This is a genomic window from Kribbella sp. NPDC048915 (genome assembly GCF_040649595.1).
Taxonomy (GTDB): domain Bacteria; phylum Actinomycetota; class Actinomycetes; order Propionibacteriales; family Kribbellaceae; genus Kribbella.
Genome location: NZ_JBEZFT010000032.1, coordinates 1 through 16,113 on the forward strand (window position 1 = coordinate 1; position 16,113 = coordinate 16,113).

General features: G+C 68.4%; 14 protein-coding genes. 5 read left to right on the top strand and 9 right to left on the bottom strand.

The window, feature by feature from the left end; all coding sequences use genetic code 11:
* Positions 1 to 749: 749 nt before the first annotated feature.
* The 3 genes from AB0B82_RS18210 to AB0B82_RS18220 are packed head-to-tail and all read right to left on the bottom strand — an operon-like array spanning position 750 to position 4,230.
* Entirely contained in the window at positions 750 to 1,607 is an 858-nt protein-coding gene (locus AB0B82_RS18210; protein WP_360169197.1) for a carbohydrate ABC transporter permease, read from the bottom strand.
* Positions 1,608 to 1,663: 56 nt separating this feature from the next.
* Positions 1,664 to 2,608 carry an ABC transporter permease subunit gene (locus AB0B82_RS18215; protein WP_360169409.1) on the bottom strand — a complete coding sequence of 315 codons (945 nt, stop codon included), beginning with the start codon at positions 2,606 to 2,608 and terminating at the stop codon, positions 1,664 to 1,666.
* Positions 2,608 to 4,230, bottom strand: a complete 1,623-nt coding sequence (locus AB0B82_RS18220) for an extracellular solute-binding protein (RefSeq protein ID WP_360169200.1) — start codon at positions 4,228 to 4,230, stop codon at positions 2,608 to 2,610. The genes AB0B82_RS18215 and AB0B82_RS18220 overlap by 1 nt, the downstream gene beginning before the upstream one ends.
* Positions 4,231 to 4,277: 47 nt before the next feature.
* On the opposite strand from AB0B82_RS18220, the gene AB0B82_RS18225 reads away from it, so the two are divergent.
* From AB0B82_RS18225 to AB0B82_RS18240, 4 genes are all read left to right on the top strand, one after another.
* Complete coding sequence (locus tag AB0B82_RS18225; protein ID WP_360169203.1) at positions 4,278 to 5,354, top strand: sialidase family protein; 1,077 nt, start codon at positions 4,278 to 4,280, stop codon at positions 5,352 to 5,354.
* Between the two features lie 14 nt (positions 5,355 to 5,368).
* The gene (locus tag AB0B82_RS18230) at positions 5,369 to 6,304 is read left to right on the top strand and encodes a dihydrodipicolinate synthase family protein (protein WP_360169206.1); all 936 of its coding nucleotides are present in this window, start codon (positions 5,369 to 5,371) and stop codon (positions 6,302 to 6,304) included.
* 26 nt (positions 6,305 to 6,330) lie between these two features.
* Positions 6,331 to 7,041, top strand: coding sequence for an FCD domain-containing protein (locus AB0B82_RS18235; RefSeq protein ID WP_360169209.1), 711 nt, complete (start codon positions 6,331 to 6,333; stop codon positions 7,039 to 7,041).
* A 112-nt stretch (positions 7,042 to 7,153) separates the two neighbouring features.
* Positions 7,154 to 8,062, top strand: coding sequence for a hypothetical protein (locus AB0B82_RS18240; protein ID WP_360169212.1), 909 nt, complete (start codon positions 7,154 to 7,156; stop codon positions 8,060 to 8,062).
* A 111-nt stretch (positions 8,063 to 8,173) separates the two neighbouring features.
* Here AB0B82_RS18240 and AB0B82_RS18245 read toward each other — a convergent pair whose 3' ends face one another.
* From AB0B82_RS18245 to AB0B82_RS18255, 3 genes are all read right to left on the bottom strand, one after another.
* A complete protein-coding gene (locus AB0B82_RS18245) occupies positions 8,174 to 9,814 on the bottom strand; it encodes a DNA repair helicase XPB (RefSeq protein WP_360169215.1) in 1,641 nt (546 codons plus the stop codon).
* 115 nt (positions 9,815 to 9,929) lie between these two features.
* Entirely contained in the window at positions 9,930 to 12,212 is a 2,283-nt protein-coding gene (locus AB0B82_RS18250; protein ID WP_360169218.1) for a helicase-associated domain-containing protein, read from the bottom strand.
* Positions 12,209 to 12,781 (bottom strand): kinase, encoded by a 573-nt coding sequence (locus AB0B82_RS18255; RefSeq protein WP_360169221.1) that lies wholly within the window; start codon positions 12,779 to 12,781, stop codon positions 12,209 to 12,211. Before AB0B82_RS18255 ends, AB0B82_RS18250 begins: the two co-directional genes overlap by 4 nt.
* A gap of 107 nt (positions 12,782 to 12,888) precedes the next feature.
* Here AB0B82_RS18255 and AB0B82_RS18260 point away from each other — a divergent pair, with 107 nt between their 5' ends.
* The gene (locus AB0B82_RS18260; protein WP_360169224.1) at positions 12,889 to 13,668 is read left to right on the top strand and encodes an alpha/beta hydrolase; all 780 of its coding nucleotides are present in this window, start codon (positions 12,889 to 12,891) and stop codon (positions 13,666 to 13,668) included.
* Here AB0B82_RS18260 and AB0B82_RS18265 read toward each other — a convergent pair.
* From AB0B82_RS18265 to AB0B82_RS18275, 3 genes are read right to left on the bottom strand one after another with little or no spacing between them, the layout of a single operon-like run.
* Positions 13,632 to 14,006: a DUF427 domain-containing protein gene (locus tag AB0B82_RS18265; RefSeq protein WP_360169227.1), complete on the bottom strand. Its 375-nt coding sequence runs from the start codon at positions 14,004 to 14,006 to the stop codon at positions 13,632 to 13,634. The two genes, AB0B82_RS18260 and AB0B82_RS18265, sit on opposite strands and share 37 nt — an antisense overlap.
* 54 nt (positions 14,007 to 14,060) lie before the next feature.
* Positions 14,061 to 14,828 carry a metallophosphoesterase gene (locus AB0B82_RS18270; protein WP_360169230.1) on the bottom strand — a complete coding sequence of 256 codons (768 nt, stop codon included), beginning with the start codon at positions 14,826 to 14,828 and terminating at the stop codon, positions 14,061 to 14,063.
* Positions 14,829 to 14,847: 19 nt separating this feature from the next.
* Positions 14,848 to 16,083 (bottom strand): Nramp family divalent metal transporter, encoded by a 1,236-nt coding sequence (locus AB0B82_RS18275; RefSeq protein ID WP_360169233.1) that lies wholly within the window; start codon positions 16,081 to 16,083, stop codon positions 14,848 to 14,850.
* Between the last annotated feature and the right edge of the window lie 30 nt (positions 16,084 to 16,113).

Consider the following 16,113-nt stretch of genomic DNA (forward strand, 5'->3'; position numbering starts at 1 on the left):
CCCTTGTCGGAGATGACCAGTCTTGGAGGACCGGACATCCCTACAAGGGCTGCACCCATCTCACCAGCCGCAACGCCGCAACTTGCGCCACAAACACAATCCCTAACCGAACGGCGTTGCGGTTAACCCATCGTGTTGGCCCGGACGACCGTGTTGGCCCGGGTGACCGTGTTGGCTCGGACGACCCTTTTTGGCTCGGGCGACCATGGTGGTTCGGGCGACCGTGTTGGCCAGGGCGATCTGCCGCGGCCGCGGTACCTCGGCACGAGCCGACGACCACCAGGTCAACGTGGTCACCCCGGTTCCCAGGCCGTCATCCACCACCGCGGCTCCGTCGGCCGCCGTTGTCTGCCAGGTTCGCACCACTGCTGCACGGCGACCGCGGAAAACGCTCCTAGATGATTGATGCACAGCCTGGTCTGGATTCGGTGGTCGTGGTGATGGAACCGGGGACGCTCGGGCGTGTGGCGTGGGTGGCGTGTGGCGTGTGTCAGGTCGACAGGACGTCTCCCGTGCCAGGGGCCACAGCTGAGCGTGAACCAGACACCGAACACACCCGCCCCGCACCACACTAACTGTCGAGCGTGCACACCTTCGGGCCGCGCATCAATCATCTAGGAGGATTTTCCGCGTGACAGTGGAGGATTCTGCCCCGCCATACGGAGAAAACCCTCCTTAGATCCGCTCCAACAGTCCCCGCGACCCGTCATACGTCAGTCAGAAGACCTGAATGTCCCTCGGGTTAGTGGTCAGCCCTTGACCGCACCGGTCAGCACCCCCTTCGCGAAGTGCCGCTGCAGGAACGGGTACACCAGCAGGATCGGCACGATCGAGATCACCAGGATCGCCATCTGGATCGACGCCTGCGGCGGCAGCAACTCGGTGCCGAGTTCGGCGCTGCCCAGCTGGGTGTCGTTGATGACGTACGTCCGCAGTACCAGCTGCAGCGGCCACAGCCGGGAGTCGTTCAGGTACAGCAGCGCGGAGAAGAACGCGTTCCAGTACGCCACCGCGTAGAACAGGCCGATCACCGACAGCGCCGCCTTGGACAGCGGCAGCACGATGTAGGTGAACGTCTTCAGCTCACCCGCGCCGTCGATCCGCGCGCTCTCGGTGATCTCGTTCGGCAGGTTCATGAAGAACGCCCGCAGCACGACCACGTTGAACGCGCTGATCATCGTCGGCACGATCAGCGCCCACAGACTGTCCAGCAGCCCGACACCCTTCACCGTCAAGTACAGCGGGATGATGCCGGGGGAGAACAGCATGCTGAACAGCACGACCAGCAGGATCGGGCGCCCGGCCACGAACCCCGGCCGGGACAGCGCGTAGGCCAGCAGACACGACACGGTCAGACTGAGCAACGTCCCGACGACCGTAACGAACACGCTGACGAACAGTGCCCGCGTCACCACACCGCCGGCGAACAGCGATTCGTACGCCGCGAGGTTGATCGACTCCGGGAACAGGACCAGACCACCGGACTCGTTGATCTGCTTGTTCGGGGCCACGCTGGTCGAGATCACGCCGACGAACGGCACGATCACGACCGCGCAGAAGACCAGCAGCACGATGCCCTTGAAGATCCGCATCGGCCAACTGGGCATCGGGACGCCCTGCACAATCCTCCGGGGCACAATCCTCCGGGGCACGATCTGTCGGCTCATTTCTGGTACACCCCCTGCTCGCCGAAGATGTGGGCGACCTTGTTCGCGGTCAGGACCAGTGCCACGCCGACCAGGCCCTTCACCAGGCCGACCGCGGCCGCGACACCCCAGGCGCCGCCGAGTACGCCGTTGTTGTAGACGTAGGTGTCCAGTACTTCGCTGACGTCACGACCGACCGCCTGCTGCTGCAGGATGATCTGCTCGAATCCGACCGTCAGTGAATCGCCGAGCCGCAGGATGAAGAGCAGGATGATGATCCCGCGCAGTCCGGGCAGGGTGACGTGCCACAGCTGCTTCATCCTCGAAGCGCCGTCGACGCTCGCCGCCTCGTACAGTTGCGAATCGATCTGTGACAGTGCGGCCAGAAACAGAATGGTCGCCCACCCGGTGTCTTTCCAGATGATCTGCGACGTCAGCAGCACGTGGAACAACTCGGAGTTGCCGATGATGTCGATCGTCGCCAGGTCGTGCGACCGTAGGTAGTTGTTCAGCAGACCACTGCCGCCGAGCATCTGCTGGAACAGCGCGACCACGATCACCCAGGACATGAAGTGCGGCAGGTACAGGATGCTCTGCGCGATCCGCTTGATCCGCTCGGAGAACAACGAGTTCAGCAGCAGCGCGAGCAGGATCGGCGCCGGGAACACGAAGACCGCCTGCAGACTGGTCAGAATCAGCGTGTTCTTCAACGCCCGCAGGAAGGCCGGGTCGCCGTTGAAGATCACGCTGAAGTTCGCCCAGCCCGACCAGTCGCTGCCCGCGATCCCGAGGAACGGCTGGTAGTCCTTGAACGCGATCACGTTGCCCAGCAACGGCACGTAGTGGAACGTGATGATCAGCGCGATGCCGGGCAGCGCGAACAGCAGTAGCACGCGGTCCCGCAGCAGCCGCCGGCCGAGGCTCAGCTGCTGCTGCGGGCGCCGGGCGGATCTCTGTAGCATCACTTCCCTGCCGTGTCGGCGAACGCCTGCTCGAGCTCGCCGCGAATCTTCTCGCCGCCCGAGGACAGGAACGTCTTGACGCCGGCCGCCCACTCCGACACCGGCTTCTTGCCCTGCACGATCTGGTTCTCCAGGTCGGTCAGCGCGCCGGTCAGCTGACCCCATTGCTTCGAGGCGGTGTCGGAGTACAGCCCGTACGACGCGTCGTACACGAGTCGCTTCTCGATCGCCGTCTGGATCTTGTGCTGGTTCTGCGGCACATCGGGCCTGCCCGCCCAGTACAGCGCCAGCGTCGAGTCGGAGATGTACTGCAGGCCGATGCCGGTCTCCACCACACCGGCCTTCGTCGGTACCGGGTCGGTGCCTTCGAGCGCGTAGTGCCGGCCGGGCAGTCCGTACTTGCGGAACAGGTACTCCTCGGTCCCGAACGGTGCGGCCATCCAGTTCGCGACCTTGAGCAGCGTCTCGACCGAGTGCTGGCTGTCCTTGCTGAACGCCGTGACGTTGTTGAGCGCGGCACCCATCCACACCTTGCCGTCACCGCCGTCGAAGCCCGGTACGTCGAGCATGTCGACAGCGAAGGCGTCGCCCGCGGTGTTGTCGGCGTAGTACTGGTTCCACGCAACGAAGCTGTCGTAGTCGAAGGATGCGATGCCGCCGTTGAACCACTGCTTGCGCTGCGCCGCCTTTGCGCTGAACGTGTCCGGGTTGACGACGCCCGCGGCAACCATCGAGCGGGCTGCCTCGAGCGCCTCTTCGTTGCCCTGGGCCTCGTACACCGAGGTGAACTTGCCGCCTTCTTCCTTCCACTGGTTGGGCATTCCCAGCATCATTCGCAGGTACGAGGTCGGTACCCGGGTCCAGGCCCAGCGATTCTCCTTCGGTGCGGTCAGCTCCTTGCAGAGATCGAGGAACTCCTGGAAGTTCTTCGGCGCCGGATCCTTGATGCCCTTGGCGGCGAGCAGGTCGGCGCGGTACAGCGGCAGCGACGTACGGGACATCCCGCGGGGCACCGGGACGCCGTAAATCGCGCCGTTGAAGACGCAGCCCTTCCAGTATTCGGCGGGAATGTTCGCGAGGAACGGGTACTGCTTCACCGCGTCGCCGGACAGGTGCTCGGTGAGGTCGGTCGCCTTGGCCTTCAGCAGCCCCGGCACCTGCGGTGTGCCCGGCGGGATGTTCAGGATGTCCGGCAGGTCGCCGCCGGCGATCCGGGTGGCGAACTTGTCCTTGTACTCGTCGTTCGACGCCATGCTGATCTGCAACTCGGAGCCGAGCCGCTTGTTCAGCTCCTGCCAGAACTGGTTCTTGTCCACGGCCGGCGGGATCGCGCCGGGGATGTTGGTCATGAACGTGATCGGCTTGCCGTCACCAGGCGCCTCGGCGATCGCCTTGACCGGATTCGCCGGGTACTTCAGGAAGCCGTCGAGCACGACGTCGGTGCCGGGCAGGTCCGGCGTGATCTCGCCGTAGCGGGTGTACGTGGGCAGCTTCACGGCCGCGTTCGCCGCGGCGGCGTTCTTCTTGTCGGACGCGCACCCCGCCAGCAGCGGCGTACCCGTGACCGCGACAGCGGCGGCAGCCAAACCGCCGCCGAGGAAAGATCTTCTGCTGACCGGCATGAGGCCTCACTTCCATCGGAGGCCCACACCATGACATAGTACGTCCTATGTCATCAAGTGTCGGTGTGCGGGAAATCGCGACGACGCCGGTGTTCGAGCCGGCGGGCAGCGGGTATCACACGTTCCGCATCCCGTCGGTGCTGGCGCGCGGGTCGTCGGTGCTGGCGTTCTGCGAGGGGCGCCTGCACGGAGTCGGCGACGCGGGCGAGATCGAGGTCGTGCTGCGCCGTTCGCTCGACGGCGGCCGCACCTGGCTGCCGCTGCAGGTCGTGTCGGCCGTGCCCGGCAAGACCTGTGGCAACCCGGTGCCGTTGGCCGATCCGGCGAGTGGCGACCTCGTCCTGGTCACGGTGCAGAACGGTGCGGACGCGGTCGAGATGTCGCTTGCCCGAGGCAAGGATCCGGTCGACGGGCGGCGTGTGTTCGTTCAGCGCTCGTCGGACGACGGCGCGACCTGGAGCGAGACGGTTGAGATCACCGCGCAGGTGAAGCCGGACGACTGGGGCTGGTACGCGACCGGCCCGTGCCACGGCATCACGTTGCGCTCCGGGCGTCTCGTCGTACCGGCGAACCACTCGTACGTCCCGTCGGAGCCGGTCGAGGACCTGATCCGGCTGAACGGCGGCCACTGCATCTACAGCGACGACGGCGGCTTCACGTGGGCGCTCGGGTTCGTCGACCGCAACGACGGCGCCGAGATCAACGCGAACGAGACAGCGGTCGCCGAACTGCCCGACGGACGGTTGTACTTCAATGCCCGCAACCACATGGGCACCGGGCCGGCCCGTGTACACGCCTGGTCGTCGGACGGCGGTCAGACGCTCGATGCGCCGTACGCCGGGATTCCGGAGATCACCGCACCGGGTGTGCAGGGCAGCGTGCTCTGTCTGCCCGACGGACGGCTGCTGTTGTCCACCCCCGTGAACCCCACGTCGCGCCGGGAACTGACCGTTTTCGTGAGCACCGACGCCGGCGTGTCATGGCGGCCGGCTCTGGTCGTCCACGAGGCCATGGCCGGGTACTCCGATCTGACGCTGCTGCCGGACGGCTCGGTAGGCATCTTCTACGAGGCCGGTGAGACCTCGTCGTTCGCCACCTTGCGCTTCGCCACATTCACCCTTTGAGGTTGGGAGACCCCTTGACCGCATCCGCCCGTCTGGCCGGCGTCGTACCGCCGCTGGTCACGCCGCTGACCCCCGAGTACGACGTCGACACCGCATCACTGGCCCGGCTGATCCAGTACCAGCTGTCCGGAGGTGTGGACGGGGTGTTCGTGCTCGGCACCTCCGGCGAGGGCACCTTCCTGACCGACGAGCAACGGCAGGTCGTGCTGGAGACGACTGTCGCGGAGGTGGCCGGACAGGTCCCGGTGCTGGCCGGTGTCATCGACACGTCGACCAACCGGGTCGCGGCGCATGTGTCGGCAGCGCTGAAGGCCGGCGTGGACGGGCTGGTCGCCACAGCGCCGTTCTACGCGGCCACGCATCCCGCGGAGATCGAGCGGCACTTCGCGCGGCTGTCGGCGCTGGCCGGCGAGACTCCGGTGTACGCGTACGACATCCCGCCGCGTGCCGGTACCAAGCTGCCTGCGTCGTTGCTGACCTCCCTGTACGAGCAAGGGCTGATCGCCGGGATCAAGGACTCTTCCGGGCAGGACACGTCGCTGCGGGAGCTGGTGCTGTCGCGGCGCGAGAAGCGGCTGGACGGCTTCGCGATCATGACCGGGTCCGAGGTGACGGTGGACTCCGCGCTGGCCTTCGGCGTCGACGGCGTCGTACCTGGGCTGGGCAACGTGGACCCGGCTGGGTACGTGCGGCTGTACAAGGCGGCCGTGGCCGGTGACGCCGACGCGGCGCGGGCGGAGCAGGACCGGCTGTTCCGTCTGTTCGGCATCGTCAACGTCGCGGACCGGTCGCGAATGGGCGCCAGCTCGGCCGCCCTGGGCGCCTTCAAGGCCGGCCTCTACCTGTTGGGCGTCGTCTCCTGCCCACTGACGGCGTACCCGAGCATCCCACTGAACGACACCGAGATCGAGGCGGTCCGGCCGCTTCTGCAGCGGGCGGGATTACACTGAGCGGTCCTAGTTAAGGGAGGCCGGCAGTGACAACGGGTGGGCTCAGCCGGGCACGCGGTGCGGCCGGAAACCAGTCGTTCATCCGGGACGCGATGAAGTCGTACATCCTGGAACGCGGACTGAAGGCGGGCGACCCGCTGCCCAACGAGCAGGAGCTGATGGCGCAGCTGGGTGTCGGCAGGCACCCGCTCCGCGAGGCGATGAAGGCGCTGCAAGCGGTCGGCATCATCGAGATCCGGCACGGGTACGGCACGTACGTCGGCGAGGTGAACCTGCAGTCGCTGGAGGATGGGCTGGCGTTCCGGATGTCGCAGTCGATGGCCGGCGACCTGCGCGACGTGCAGAACGTGCTGGAGGTCCGGCAGGCGATCGAGGTCGGTCTCGCCGACGACGTGGTCGCCTACTTCACCGAGCACGGGTACGACGCGCTGGAGCCGATCGTCGAACGGATGGAGGCGAAGGCCGCCGAGGGTGAGTACTTCCCGGACGAGGACTGGGCCTTCCATCAGGCGCTGTACGAACCGCTCGGCAACGCGCTGGTGATCGACCTGCTGTCGGTGTTCTGGCGGACCTTCGCTCAGGTCGACGCCCGACTCCCTGGCGCCCGCTACTCACCCGCCGACGCCGCCGCCTGGCACCGCGACCTCCTCGCCGCGCTCCAATCCGGCCACCCCGAAACCTACGCCCACTCGATGAAGTCCCACTTCCACGGCATCCACACGCGCCTCGACTCCTGACGGCGTGTGTCACCTTGACAGGACGTGTCGCCTCGCCAACCCGATCGGCCGGCGCCGCTGAGCGTGGCGCCCTCGACCGGGCGAGGACACGTCCTGTCGAGCTGACACACCTGTGGACAACGCGCCGCACGGATCGGCCGATCCGAGGCACCATCCTGGGATGGAATCGGTCAGTACGGTGCTCGGGCGCCTCGGCGGTTGGGCACCCCGCGGCCCACTGATCGCGGCCACCTCGCGCCGCGCCGTCGCGGCCGCGCTGAAGCGCGGTGAGATCGAACGGATCGCGCTGGGGATCTATGCACTCCCAGGTCTTTCGGTCGACGAAGCGGCGGTGCTCGCCTACGACGGGGTCCTGTCGCACATGAGCGCCGCGCAGGCATTCGAGCTGCCGCTGTTGCACGCGCCGGAGAAACCGCACATCACCCTGCCGCCCCACCGGCATCCCCGTCCGGGGCCGCCGGCCGTGTTGCACTGGGCTCCAACGAGCGCAACCGAACGCCGCGACCGCATTACCTCCCTGCAACGGACCGTCGTGGACTGCGCGCGTACGCTGCCGTTCGGCGAGTCGCTCGCCATCGCGGACGCCGCTCTCGCAACCGGTCGGCTCACGCAGGACGAACTGCTCGGGGCGACGGCGGCGCTGCGCGGTTATGGATGCCCGAACGCCGGCCGGGTAGCTGCCGCCGCGAGCGGTCTCTCGGAAAGCTTCCTCGAGTCCGTCCTCCGGTCGCTCTTGATCAGCGCGGGCATCGAAGGCTTCGAACCACAGATGCTGGTCACCTATGGATCGTTCCGCGCCCGCGTGGACCTCGGGCACCGCGTGGCGCTGCTGGCTCTGGAGGCGGAAGGCTTCGCATTCCATGGGTCCCGGCGCGACTTCGCAGCCGACTGCCGGCGCTACGACGAGCTGGTTGCCGCGGGATGGCTCGTGCTCCGGTTCACCTATGAGCAGGTGATCGGCGACCCTGCCTGGGTGGTCGCCACGGTGCGGGCCGCCCTGGACCAGCGCCTGGGCAAGTGAAGCTGTGCACTCTCGACAGGAGGTGTCCCTTGAAGCGGGGTGGGCGGCGCCGGGCTTGAGCGTGCGGCCGGCCCCGCCCTAACGACACGTCCTGTCGAGATGACACGGTGGTCAGGCGAAGAGGTTTTCGGCGTCGACGATGGTGTAGGCGTAGCCCTGTTCGGCGAGGAAGCGCTGGCGGTGGGCGGCGAACTCGGCGTCGATGGTGTCGCGGGCGACGATCGAGTAGAACCGCGCGGTGCGGCCGTCGCCCTTGGGGCGTAGCACCCGGCCGAGGCGCTGGGCCTCTTCCTGGCGCGAGCCGAACGTGCCGGACACCTGGATCGCGACCGACGCCTCGGGCAGGTCGATGGAGAAGTTTGCGACCTTGCTGACCACCAGGCGGGTGATCTCGCCGTTGCGGAACGCCTCGAACAACCGCTGCCGCTCGCGGACCGTCGTCTCGCCCTTGATCACCGGGCACTCGAGGCGCTCGCCGAGCTCGTCCAGTTGGTCGATGTACTGACCGATCACCAGCAGCGGCTCGTCGGCGTGATGCTCCGCGATCCGGCGGACCAGCTTCGACTTTGCCGGTGTCGACGCGGCCAACCGGTACCGGTCCTCTGGCTCGGCGGTCGCGTACACGAACCGCTCGGTCTGCTCCAGGTCCACCCGGACCTCGACGCAGTCCGCGGGCGCGATCCAGCCCTGCGCCTCGATGTCCTTCCACGGCGCGTCGTACCGCTTCGGGCCGATCAGCGAGAACACATCGCCCTCGCGGCCGTCCTCGCGGACCAGCGTCGCGGTCAGCCCGAGCCGGCGCCGGGTCTGCAGGTCGGCGGTCATCCGGAAGATCGGCGCGGGCAGCAGGTGCACCTCGTCGTACACGATCAGGCCCCAGTCGCGGGCGTCGAACAGCTCCAGGTGCGTGTACACACCCTTCCGGCGCGTGGTCATCACCTGGTACGTCGCGATCGTCACCGGGCGGATCTCCTTGCGCGCACCGGAGTACTCGCCGATCTCGTCCTCGGTCAGTGTCGTCCGCCGGAGCAGCTCGTCCTTCCACTGCCGCGCGGACACCGTGTTCGTGACCAGGATCAGCGTGGTCGCGGACGCCTGTGCCATCGCGGCTGCGCCGACGATCGTCTTACCGGCGCCGCAGGGCAGTACGACGACACCGGAGCCGCCGTGCCAGAACGAGTCGGCCGCCTGCGACTGGTACGGACGCAGGTCCCAGCCGTCCTTCACCAGGTCGATCTGGTGCGCCTCACCGTCGACGTACCCGGCCAGGTCCTCCGCGGGCCAGCCGATCTTCAGCAGGGTCTGCTTGAGGTGACCGCGCTCGGACGGGTGCACGACGACGGTGTCGTCGTCTATGCGCGCGCCGATCATCGGCTTCACCTTGTTGCTGCGCAGCACCTCCTCCAGCACCGGGCGGTCCGTCGTGACGAGGACCAGGCCGTGGTGCGGGTGCTTCTCGAGCCGCAGCCGCCCGTAGCGGTCCAGCGTCTCGGCGATGTCGACCAGCAGCGAGTGCGGCACCGGGTAGCGGCTGTAGCGCAGCAGTACGTCGATCACCTGCTCGGCGTCATGTCCCGCGGCGCGCGCGTTCCACAGCCCCAGCGGTGTGAGCCGGTAGGTGTGCACGTGCTCCGGCGCCCGCTCCAGCTCCGCGAACGGCGCGATCGCCTTCCGGCAGTCGTTCGCGTCCGGATGCGCCGTCTCCAACAACAGCGTCTTGTCCGACTGCACGATCAGTGGACCGTCTGTCACCCGCAGCTCCTAACCTCGCCCCGACCCTCCATTGTGCCTCCCCGCCCAAAACCCCCGCGGCCCCGTCGGCTCGCCCACCCGCCGCACGCCCGGAACACGCGGCGGTCGGGGTCGGTCACTCGACGGCTCGGGCGGCGGAGATGCGGTGGAGGGCGTAGGTGCGGGGGTTGTCGGTGGTGTCGTCGTAGGCGGTGAGCCAGCCGTCGGCGACGCGGACCGGTTCGACGATCCTTTCGGACGAGTGGCCGTTGTGGTCGACGTAGGCGATCCACGTGCGGGTGTGGGCCTCGGCCGCGTTGGTGAGCACGGCGATCGTCGCGGCGGGCGCGGTCGGCGTGATGAGGCCGTCGTCGCCGGGGCGTTCGGCGGCGACGCGGTCGCCGGCGCGGACCTTTTCGATGACCGCCTTCACCTGGTCCTCGGTGAGGTCGAACGCGGTCTCGTTGAAGTCCCGGCTGGTACGGCGGCGCGGCGCCTCGCCCCGCTGCGGCGCACCGGTCACATGCAGGGCCCCGTCGAACGTCTCCGCCAGCGGCGCCAAACCGGCGTCCCGCAACCGGCTCAGCACCATGTCCGGCGGTGACGGCGACACGACGACCGTCGGCGCCAACCGGCGGAACCGCACACCGGGCAGGTTCGTGTTGAGCAGTTGTGTCAGCACGTCCTCGTCGTCGCAGCGCAGGTACGTTGAGGCCGTCCCGAGTCGCAGTACGCCGTGCCGTCGCGCCACGTCGTCGATCAAGTACGCCAGGGGCTGCGGCACCGGCGTCCGCGAGTGCTCGGCCAGCCACGCGTGCAGTTGCTCCGCCGTCTTCCCGAGGTCGAATGCGCGCCGTACCGAGCTCTCACTGAACCGGTAGACCCCCGCGCCACCGTCCGACTCCACGTCAGCCATCGCTGACAGCTCGTCCTGCACGGAGCGCACCAACGGACCAGGAGCCACCGCGGTGAGGTCCGCCTGTAGCAGCACCTCGGACACCGGCTCCGGCATCAGCGGGCTGATCGCCTCGGCCAACTCGTCAGCTGTCGGCTCAGCGCCCAGCAACGGCTTGGTGTGCTTGGCCAACGCACCCAAACCGGTCAGCCCGAGCAGCGCGGCCTCCGACACGCTCCACTCGACCAGGTCGTCCCGGAACTGCCCGCCGCGCCGCGGACGATGCCACGCCACCCACGTCACCACGGTCTCCGTTGCGGGCGCCGTACCGGCACCGGCCTCGGCCAGCGCCTGCAACGTCAGCAGGCGAATCTCGGGCGCCAGCAGCCGCTCCAGGTCCGGGGCCAACGCGTTGATCAGCCGCTCGCGTGCAGCCGCGGTACTACCCGTGCTGTCACGTCGGCCAATGAGCCCGATGGCCCGCAGCCCGGTGAACCACGCCATGGCGAGCTGAGCCCAACGATGCGCGAGATCGTGCTCCAGCCAGTCGTCGTACGCACTGGTCGGCAGCCACAGCTCGCTAGTGCCGACCTCGACCGGTGCAACGAGTCCAGCGGCGTACGCCATCTCGAGCACCGCCGCTGCCGTGTGCTCCTCCGCGCCGATCTTTCCGGCCAGACTGCGCAGCTCACGGACGCCGATCCCACCTGTGCGCAGTACGGGCGGCGGCTCGGTCCCCAGCTGCTCCAGCGCTCGATCGACCAGCCGTACCAGGTCCAGCGCCGCACCAGCCGCAGCCCGGTCCGCGATGGTGGCCGACACCTTCTTGCCGTCCAACGGCGGCGGCACCGGGCGTGTCGACGCCAGCACGCGCCCGCCCCGCAGGTGCAGACCGATCTGCCGTGGCAGTACTACGGTGTTCGCGTCCTTGGGTACGACGAGACCGCGCGCGAGCAGGCGCTCCACGGGTGTACGGGCGGACGCGATGGTCACCGGCCGGTCAGCCTTCTCCACCGAACCGGTCGGCGGACCCCAGGTCAGTTTGTCGAGTACGGCGCGCGCGTCCGGACCAGCCTCCTCGATCAGCTTGTCCAGATCGCCGAAGTGCCGTGTTGTCGTCGGACCGAGGCCGGCCGGTGTCGGACCGAGCAGCTCGTGCACCGCGCGGATCGGACGCAGGTCGTCCTCGGTACCCCAGACCAGCGCGAGGTCCATGAGCTCGGTCACCCGGGGCCGGACAACCTCCTCCGGCTGACCGACACCACGGGCCAGCGTCGGCAGGTCCACCGGCTCCGGCAGCGCGGACAGTGACTCCAGCAGGTCCACGCCGAACTCGTCCAGCCGGTTGATCGCCCGCGCCGCCGACGCGTTGCTCGTCGCGCGGGCCGCGAGCTGCCCGGTGTCCGCAGGGATCGGCAGCGCCAGGTCGGGGCGCCGGCGCAGCAGCTCACCGAGCGCGGCGTCGCCCCAGCTCCGCAACGCCTCGGCGAGGGTACGGGGGCGGGTGGGCTCGGTCGTGCTCATCCCTCCAACGGTACGGGATCGGCTCCAAGGTCGGTCAGGACGCGGGCCACCGTCTCGTCCAGCGTGCTGTCCGGCCCGATCACGGTCTGCTGCACACCGTCCAGTACGTCGCGTTCGCGGTACCAGTCCTGCATCATGCCGGCGTCGACACCGGGCAGGTCCCGAGTGCCGTGCCGTACGACGGTCTCCGCGAACGGGATGTCGAAGTAGTAGTGCAGGGTCGTTCCGCGATGGTCGGCGGTGAGCTGCCGGAGCATGTCGCCGTATCGCCCGGCGTCCAGAATGCCCTCGAGCACCACGTCGTACCCGTGATCGAGCGCGTAGCGGACGTTCAGGTCGATGAGCCCGATATTCACGCCGCCCGGTACGTCGTGCTCGCGCAGCAGGATGCGGCGCAGATGATCCTGCTCGACCCACGCCGTACCGCGGCCGAGCCGTTGGCGCAGCGCCCGCGCCGTGGTCGACTTCCCCGAGCCGGAGTTGCCGCGGAGTACGACGAGCCGCGTACTCGGGCTTCCGGTCGCTCCGACGTGGCCGAACCGGTCGCTGTGGTCGATTCTGGTGGTCATCGCGCAGCAGTGAACCAGCCGGACCAGTGCGCGCGCCAGCGACATGTCGAGGAACGCCGGCCGGCTCCGACGTCGCGGACGACAAACCTCGAGCAAGGAGCTTCACGATGGAGAAGGTCACTTCCGCGGACGGTACGACGATCGCGTACGACCGCCTGGGCAGCGGTCACCCGCTGATCCTGGTCGGGGGAGCGCTGTGCGACCGGCACGCGCTGCGCCCGCTGGCCGACGTACTGGCGAAGCACTGCGACGTGATCACCTACGACCGGCGCGGCCGCGGCGATTCCGGCGACACGGCGCCGTACGACGTCGAGCGCGAAGTGGAGGACCTGGCGGCGCTGATCGGTGTTTTCGGCACGACGCCGGCCGTCTACGGGCACTCGTCCGGCGCGGCGCTGACGGCGATCGCGGCGAGCCAGTTGCCGTTCACGCGGGTCGTCCTGCACGAGCCGCCGTACGGACCGGACGACGTGGACCTGGCGGACGACGACAGTGGCGACCGCGTCCTCGAACTGATCCGCGAAGGCCGCAATCGCGAGGCGGTCGAGCTGTTCATGCTGATGACCGGCGTACCGCAGGCCGACGCGCTCGCCGTGGCCGCGCTACCCGGCATCCCGGAGCTCGCGCCGACGCTCGCCTACGACTTCGCCGTGATGGCCCACGAAGCCCCCACGCCGGTCGCAACACTCCGCGCCGTCACACAGCCCACCCTGGTGATCGCCGGGACCGCGACCGCGCCGTTCATGTCCGACGCGGCCCACCGCATTGCCGAGATCCTGCCGAACGCGACCCTCACCGAACTGCCCGACGAACGTCACGTCGTCGAGCCAGAGGTCCTCGCGCCGGTCGTTCAGGCGATGATCTCGACCGACACCCTGTCCGGGTAGAACGCCACGTGCTCGCGGATGTCCGCGACCGCGTCGTACGGCTGCTCGTACGTCCAGACCGCGTTCTCACCGGCAGCGCCGGCCGGCACCAGGCTGTAGTACGACGCGTCGCCCTTGTACGGGCAGTACGTCTGGTGCTCGGTGCGCTCGAGCAGGGTGAAGTTGACGTCCTTGCGCGGGATGTACTGCACCGCCGGGTAGTTCGCCTCCTGCAGCGACAGCGCATCACGGGTGTCCGCGACCACCTGGTCGCCCAGCTTCACCAGTACGCGGTCCGGGTTCTTCGCGATGGTGATCGGGTGGTCCGGGCCAGGAATCTTCACGATCTTGTCCGCCATAACCACCGACAACCGGTGACCGCGCGACGGCATTCCCGGATCAGTCCAGCAGCGTCACTCCCCGGTCAGCTCGACGACCAGGCACGGCCCGCCGTCGAAGGCGCCGCCGTCGATGCCCAGCGCCAGCCCGTCGGCATACAGATGCGGACCGGTGAGGAACTGCGGGTCGATGCCGAGCTGGTCGGCGACGATGCTGTGACCGTGCACGATCCGGCGGCCGCCCAGGTGCTCCAGCAGCACCCGCGCGATCTCCGGACCACTCGGCCCGCGGAACGCGTACCGCGATGTCATCCGGCGCCAGATCTCCCACCACACCTCGATGTCGTCGGAGTGCAGGTCCGCCCGCGCCGCGGAGTTGATCTGGTCGATCGTGTCGCCCCACTCGACGTACTCGGCGGTGTCGGAATGCATCAGCAGCTGGTCGGCGTCCAGCGCGAGCACCGGCCGGTCGAGCAGCCAGGCCACGTCGTCGTCGGTGAGCAGCTCCTGGTCCCGGTCCAGGCCGCCGTTCAGCGCCCAGGAGCGCTCGAAGCTGCGCAGCGTGATGCCGTCGTGCGGGACGTAGGTGTCACCGAACTTGAACATCCCGAGCGCGAGGATCTCGTGGTTGCCGAGCAGCATCCGGACCGCGCCGTCCGGCGCCTGGCCGATCAGGCCGCGGACGTAGCGCAGCACGCCGATCCCGTCCGGGCCGCGGTCGAAGAAGTCACCGAGGAACCACAGCCGCGCGTCCGTGTCCGCCCAGTTGCCGTCGGCATCGGTGAGACCGGCGGCGTGTAGTGCGGCGGTCAGTTTCTCCAGGTGGCCGTGGATGTCGCTCACGGCGTACACCCGGGTCACGTCATCCCCGCAGGGTCAGCACGATCAGTACGACGTTGAGAGCCGTGACGGCGGTGGCTACCAGGCATGCGGCGAGCGTAGTCGCCAGGCGGTTGACGAAGTCACCCATGACGCGCCGTGACGCCGTCAATCTCACCAGCGGCCAGAGCGCGCACGGGATGCCGAAGCTCAGCACCACCTGGGAAACCACCAGCGCCCGGCTCGGGTCGATACCGATGGCGAGAACGAGCAGTGCCGGTACCAGTGTGATCAGCCGCCGCACCGGAAGCGGGACGTGACGCCGCCAGAAGCCGTCCAGGATCACCGAACCGGCGTACGTACCGACAGAGGACGACGCGAAGCCGCTGGCCAGCAGAGCGAGTGCGAACAGCAGTGCGGGGAGCTGGCCGAGCCGCTCGCCGATCGCCAGGTGCGCCGCGTCCAGCGAATCCGCACCTGTGCCCTTCAGGGCAGCCGCAGCCAGCACGACCATCGCCAGGTTGACCGCACCCGCGAGCGCCATGGCGACCGCCACGTCCACCCGGGTGGCCCGGAGTACTCGCGATTTGCCTTTCTCGGAGCGGATCGTCTTCCAATGGCGGTCCGTCACCAGCGCGCCGTGCAACCAGATCGCGTGCGGCATCACGGTCGCGCCGAGCACGCCGGCCGCCAGTACGAGCGACTCGGTGCCGTCCAGCCGCGGCACCATGCCGCCGATCACGCCGCTTGCCGACGGGTCCGACTTCACAGTGGAGACGACGAAGCCGACCAGTACGACGGCGAGCAGCCCGATGATCGCCGCCTCGAACGGACGCTGACCGCGCTTCGACTGATAGATCAGCAGCGCGAACGAGACCACACCGGTGATCACGCCGCCGAGCAGCAGCGGGATGCCGAACAGCAGGTTCAGGGCGATCGCACCACCGACCACCTCGGCCAGGTCGGTCGCGATTGCCACCAGCTCGGCCTGCGCCCACAGCCCGGTCGACGTCGACCGCCGGAACTCGTCCCGGCACAGCTGCGGCAACGTGCGTCCGGTCGCGATGCTCGCCTTGGCCGCCAAGTACTGCACCAGGACGGCCATCAGGTTGGCACCGACGACCACCCAGCACAGCAGGTAGCCGTATGTCGCACCGGCGGCGATGTTGGTGGCGAAGTTACCGGGGTCGACGTACGCGACGGCCGCGACGAACGCCGGCCCGAGCAACAACAGCCCGGATCGGTTGAGTTGCCGCCGCAGCGGCGCCGGTGCGTACATGAGAGAAGTCTCTCTGTCTGAACCGGCCGC